Origin of the sequence: Belnapia moabensis DSM 16746, assembly GCF_000745835.1 — a bacterium.
GTDB lineage: Bacteria > Pseudomonadota > Alphaproteobacteria > Acetobacterales > Acetobacteraceae > Belnapia > Belnapia moabensis.
Window position 1 is genome coordinate 1 of the sequence record NZ_JQKB01000174.1, and the last position, 5640, is coordinate 5640.

Annotated in this window: 6 protein-coding genes; 3 read left to right on the top strand and 3 right to left on the bottom strand. The window is 64.9% G+C overall.

Annotated features, from left to right (window positions below):
• Nucleotides 1-176, bottom strand: a 176-nt coding sequence (locus EP26_RS29495) for a transposase (RefSeq protein ID WP_043344763.1), incomplete at its 3' end; no start/stop codon positions are given.
• 1414 nt (nt 177-1590) lie between these two features.
• A complete protein-coding gene (locus EP26_RS29500; RefSeq protein ID WP_157033926.1) occupies nt 1591-2991 on the bottom strand; it encodes an IS30 family transposase in 1401 nt (466 codons plus the stop codon).
• On the opposite strand from EP26_RS29500, the gene EP26_RS36560 reads away from it, so the two are divergent.
• Both EP26_RS36560 and EP26_RS29505 read left to right on the top strand, forming a co-directional pair.
• Nucleotides 2940-3212, top strand: coding sequence for a CBS domain-containing protein (locus EP26_RS36560; RefSeq protein WP_169747539.1), 273 nt, complete (start codon nt 2940-2942; stop codon nt 3210-3212). The genes EP26_RS29500 and EP26_RS36560 overlap by 52 nt on opposite strands.
• Before the next feature lie 102 nt (nt 3213-3314).
• A complete protein-coding gene (locus EP26_RS29505; protein WP_043344770.1) occupies nt 3315-4706 on the top strand; it encodes a GntP family permease in 1392 nt (463 codons plus the stop codon).
• 171 nt (nt 4707-4877) lie between these two features.
• Here EP26_RS29505 and EP26_RS38835 read toward each other — a convergent pair whose 3' ends face one another.
• Nucleotides 4878-5150, bottom strand: a complete 273-nt coding sequence (locus EP26_RS38835; protein WP_084113141.1) for an urea carboxylase-associated family protein — start codon at nt 5148-5150, stop codon at nt 4878-4880.
• A 255-nt stretch (nt 5151-5405) separates the two neighbouring features.
• Here EP26_RS38835 and EP26_RS29510 point away from each other — a divergent pair.
• A partial coding sequence (locus tag EP26_RS29510; RefSeq protein WP_043344772.1) for a helix-turn-helix domain-containing protein occupies nt 5406-5640 on the top strand: 235 nt, incomplete at its 3' end.

The window sequence follows — 5640 nt, forward strand, 5'->3', positions numbered from 1 at the left end:
TCTGCCGGGATGCTGCGCCACTTGGCGCCGTTCTGGTGCCGCCAGAAGATCGCCGAGATGGTCCGGCGCAGCTCCTTGGGCGGCGTTTTGCCGTGTGGGCGGACCTCCTCGATCAGCGGCTCCCAGAGCGCCCACGCTGCGTCGGTGAAAACCTCGCACCCGTTCCCGTCCGTCATGCCCCGAATATGGGAGTAGCACTCAAGCTCTAACAGACCTTAATACCAAATCCCGCTGATGAGAACCCATGCAGTAAAGCGGCTCCTCCGAGGCCGGAGCGGGTTGCGTCGAGGGCGCGCCCCTCCGCTGCTGACAGGTTGGGATCACCGGGACTTGGTATAAGTCCGCAGGTAGGCGACGATGACTATCGCTAGCTTCGCCCCATTGCATTACACCATCTACAACCTCGCCCATTCATAGATGCTGGTAGCCTGCTCCGGCTCGGTCATCGACCGACCACCAGCCATGATGAGCGCAACAGCAGCATCAATCTTCTGCTCCGGGCGCGGCCTGGGCAGCCCCGATCGCCTTGCCGCTCGCGCTTACGGGCATGTCATCCAGCACGACAAGCCAAACAACCAACAATATATCTAAAGTTGAAAACCCGCCTGCTGGCAAGAATCTGTGACCACCGTGCAACATCCACCCGTAACAGCAGCTACGACCGCTGATTTTCTTTGAGCGCAACCTCAATCCTGTTTCACAAACATCGAACAGTCGGAGCTAGAATCACAAGAAACTAGGGAGGCGTGACCGTGTGGCGCACACGATCTTTGTCTGGCAACAAGGCCCCTGCCTCAGAAACCGCCACGTATCTAACACGGGGCCCGCGCATTGCTTTGGCCCTTGCCGGTCTTGGCTGGTGCCTTTTGGCTCTACTGACCTGCACGACCTTTCTCGGCTCCAGCGCACCGAGACGAAACGCCGTTGTTGATGAGGTCAGCAGCAGCTTGGTTGTCCAGTTCCCTGCTTCGGCGACTGTTGGTTTCACGCAAAGAGGAATGGAGGCGTGGCCTCACCCAACCTCGTCACCAGGCAGCGCGTCTAGCAGTGCAGTCCGTACTCTAGATTGGGCAGCTTCTGCGGTCACGCTGTCGCAGGACAGAGGCAGCGATTCCGCAACTAATACGCAGCCGGCTAACGGGCCACTCGTGCGCATTCATCATCGCCAAGGATCCTCTGCTGGCAAAGAGGCAGCAATGAGAATCGCACGGGAGGTACGTAAAGTAGGCGGCGACATTATCAGCATCAGCGCCGAGCCAGCGGTGCCCACCACACGACAGGTGCGATACTCAAGTCACACTGACGCGGCCGAAGCCAACGAATTGGTGCAGCGCTTCAAACGTCGCTGGGGAAATACCTGGAGAATCGACCGTTCAGAAAATGCCATCGGTGACCGACGGTTTGAGATCTGGCTACCGCATCGCTGAGCATGCATAGTTTTCTTTGCATTACGCCTGCCACAACTCAGCCCGTTCAAAGATGCTGGTGAATTGCTCCGGCTCGGTTATCGACCGACCGGCCGCCATGATGAGCGCAACGGCCGCGTCGATCTTCTGCTCCGGCCGCGCCTTGGTCGGGTAGAGCCTGGGCTCAACTGGTCGTCGCAACACCTGTTTGCGCTGACCGCAGCGCCGCATCGAGGGCTTCGGCCGGCGTTAGCCAATTGAGCGTCTTGCGCGGTCTCGCGTTGAGCGCCGCAGCTACGGCTGCGAGGTCGCCGGCGCTGTGTGCGGCCAAGTCTGTTCCCTTTGGGAAGTACTGGCGCAGTAGCCCATTCGTGTTCTCGTTCGTACCGCGCTGCCACGGGCTGTGCGGATCGCAGAAGTACACGTGCAGCCCGGTGTCGATCCGCAGCCGCAGGTGCTCCGTCATCTCCGCCCCCTGATCCCAAGTCAGTGACCGCCTCACCGCCTCCGGCAGGGTGGTGATCGTGCGCGTGATGGCGTCGCGCACCGCCTCGGCGCCATGCCCGGCCAACGCCGGCCCGTTCTTCGCGCGAACCCCGCCTCCATGACCCGGCATGCGCGGCAGGTGCAGCAGCATCGTGAACCGCGTCGTGGGCTCCACCAGGGTGCCGATTGCTGAGCTGCCAAGGCCGAGGATCAGGTCCCCCTCCCAGTGCCCCGGCACGGCCCGGTCGTCCGCCTCCGCTGGCCGTTCGCTAATCTTCACCTCAGGGGCGACATGCGATTTTCCCCGCCCACCGCTCCGTGCCCGCGGCACGCGAAGGGCCCGCCCCGTTCGCAAGCACGCTGTCAGCTCTCGGCGCAGTGCGCCGCGGCCCTGGACATAGAGCGACTGGTAGATGGCCTCATGACTGATCCGCATCGCCCTATCATCCGGATAGTCGAGCCGCAGCCGCCGTGAGATCTGCTGCGGGCTCCACGCCTTCGCCCAACGCCGAGGTTGTCGCGGCCCGTGCCGGCGGCCCTTCCATGGCACCGCCGGTCCGGCCACCCCAACCCCATCAGGAGCAACCACCGCGCCGGCCAACCGATCTTGCACATACGCCCTTAGCGCCGGCCGCGTCACCAGCTTTGCCGGCTTCGGACGCCGCGCCGCCCGCTCGGCATGCCACTGCGCCGTCGTCGCCCGATATTCCAGCTCGCCGTTGCGCGTCGCAGCGTTGCGCCGCAACTCGCGCGAGATCGTCGAGGCCGCACGACCCAGGCGCCGGGCAACATCCCGCACACCATGCCCCTGCGCGCGCCACAGCGCGATCTCCTCGCGCTCTGCAAACGATAGGTACCGCCCAGAGGGCGGCTTCGACGACCGCCCGAGTGTCGATGGTGGCATCCCACCCGCCTCCCGAAACCAACGAGAGCCTACCGCCTCCGACACCCCCACGCCGATCGCCGCGTCCCAACTCGACTGTCCCGCCGCAATCAACGCCCAGAACCGTCGCCGGTCCTCACGACGGGCTACGCCCGGACAGCCAGGTGAAGAAGACTTCGCCCGCAAAGCCCGATCCGAACGCCGCCGACCAGCCATCGCAACCACCCTCCACCTCGGTGTTGCGACGACCACCTGAATCCACCGTCCTCATGAGGGCGGATCGCGTCCGCCATCTGGTCGTGGTGGAGGACGGGAGGGTCGTGAGCATGGTGTCCGCCCGTGACATCCTGGTGGACGCGGCCGCGGAGGCCGAGAAGCACATCCGGGGCCTCGAGGCCGACCGACTGGTCATGACGACCAACACCGGCGCCTATTGATCCCGCGGGGGCTCAGCCTCCGGCGGCCCCGCCGCCCAGAAGCGACATCGCTGCCGGGGATCTCCTCCGGCGGTCTAACCCGACCAGCACTGGAGTGGCGGTATGGACTTTCTGATCGCGGTGGCCGCGCTGGCCTTCCTGATGTTCATCGCCTACCGCGGCTTCAGCGTGATCCTATTCGCGCCGGTGGCGGCGATGGGTGCTGTGCTGCTGACCGACCCTTCGGCCGTGCCGCCGGTCTTCACCGGCGTCTTCATGGACAAGCTGGTCGGCTTCGTAAAGCTCTACTTCCCCGTATTCCTGCTCGGCGCCGTGTTCGGTAAGGTGATCGAGCTGTCGGGCTTTTCCAAGTCCATCGTCCGGGCAGTGATCGGGCTGGTCGGACGGCAGCGCGCCATGCTGGCCATCGTGCTGGTCTGCGCGGTACTTACCTACGGCGGCGTGTCGCTGTTCGTTGTGGTGTTCGCCGCCTACCCCTTCGCGGCGGAAATGTTCAGGCAGAGCGGCATCCCGAAGCGACTGATCCCCGGCACCATCGCCCTCGGCGCCTTCACCTTCACCATGGACTCTTTGCCCGGCACCCCACAAATCCAGAACATCATTCCCACCACCTTTTTCCGCACCGACACCTGGGCCGCGCCCGTCCTCGGCACGATCGGGTCGGCGTTCATCCTGGCCGTCGGCCTCGTCTACCTGGAATGGCGCCGCCGGAGCGCCGCCGCGGCGGGCGAGGGCTACGGCGAGGGCCACACGAACGAGCCGGAGCCGGCTGACGAGGAGGCGCTGCCGCACCCTGCCATCGCCATCCTACCCCTGGTCGCGGTGGGCGTGCTGAACAAGCTCTTCACCTCTCTGATCGCCGCCCAGTACGGCGCGCGGCACGAGGTCGCGCTGGCTGGCATGACGCAGCCATTGGTGACGCAGGTGCCCTCGGTCGCCGCGATCTGGGCGGTGCTGGGCGCGCTGCTCGTCGGCATCCTCACCGTGCTCGCCTTCGCCTACGGGCGGGTGGCGCGGCGCTTCGCCGAGGGCTCCAAGGCGGCGGTGGGCGGCGCGCTGCTCGCCTCCATGAACACCGCCGCAGAGTACGGCTTCGGCGCGGTGATTGCGGCGCTGCCGGGCTTCTTGGTGATCCGCGAGGCGCTGCGGGCGGTCCCGAATCCGCTCCTCAACGAGGCGGTAAGCGTCACGGTCCTCGCGGGCATTACCGGCTCTGCCTCGGGCGGCATGAGCATTGCGCTCGCCGCAATGGCGGACCAGTTTATCGCCGGGGCGGAGGCCGCCGGCATCCCGCTGGAGGTGCTGCACCGGGTGGCCTCCATGGCGAGTGGGGGCATGGACACGCTGCCGCACAACGGCGCCGTGATCACGCTGCTCGCCGTCACCGGGCTCACCCACCGGCAGTCCTACGGCGACATCTTTGCCATCACCCTGACCAAGACCGCGGCGGTCTTCGTCATCATCGCCGTCTACTACCTCACCGGCATCACCTGAGCCGCGGGTAGCGGTGCCCTCCGTGAAGCCTGTTGTTCACCTGCGGACAATTTGAGATCACAGCGAGCGCATCCATCTCCGCCCGCAGTGCTACCTTACAACCTGCCGGGGAGCCGCCATGCGCGAACGCGGCGCCGCCGTTAGCGTCTAGTAGCACCTGCGTGAAGAAAGTCACGTTAGGCAAATGTCCCGCCGTCCCAGGCAGGGTAGGAAGTTCTCGCGGCAGCCCGGGCAGTCTTCCACCCCATAGAGCATGTGGTTGGACGGCACGCTGCAGCAGCCGCCGATTGTGTCGTGGCCGCCGAGCTGATCCTCGACGATGGTGAGGATCGGGCGTGCAATGTCGGAATAGAGAACGTGCCCGGTCGTCAGGGAAGTCGTACCCGCTGCTTTTATCGTACTGGGGGCATGGTACCGCTCCTCCGGTTCCGCTGCATTGCGCAGATGAAGTCATCAACCTGACGCCCGCACAGATTGATGATGCGTAGAATGCGACCACGAGGCACGATGCCGCACCAGGGTGCGCTGGCGGAGACTATCTCGTTTAATATCAGTTACGCTCCCGCCAGTCCATAAGTTTGACGACCAAGTTCAAACTTGATGCAGATTATACCCGGCGTCTGAAGGTCTGCCTCTTGGGGCTTGATCCGACGCGGACGGACGTGATTCATCGGCTGGCATGGCATATGGGGATGGACCATGCCGGCACTGATGATCCGCGAAGACATGCCGCCTGGTGAGTTGCGTCGATTGGCGAAAGCGGAGCGAGATCTGCGGGAGGCGCGACGCCTGCTGGCGATTGCGGCGGCCCTTGAGGGTCTGAGCCGCGAGGTGGCGGCCCGCATTGTCGGCATGGCCCGGCAGACGCTGCGGGACTGGGTTATCCGCTACAACCGGGGCGGGCTGGCCGGGCTGTTGGATGACTGGGGTGATG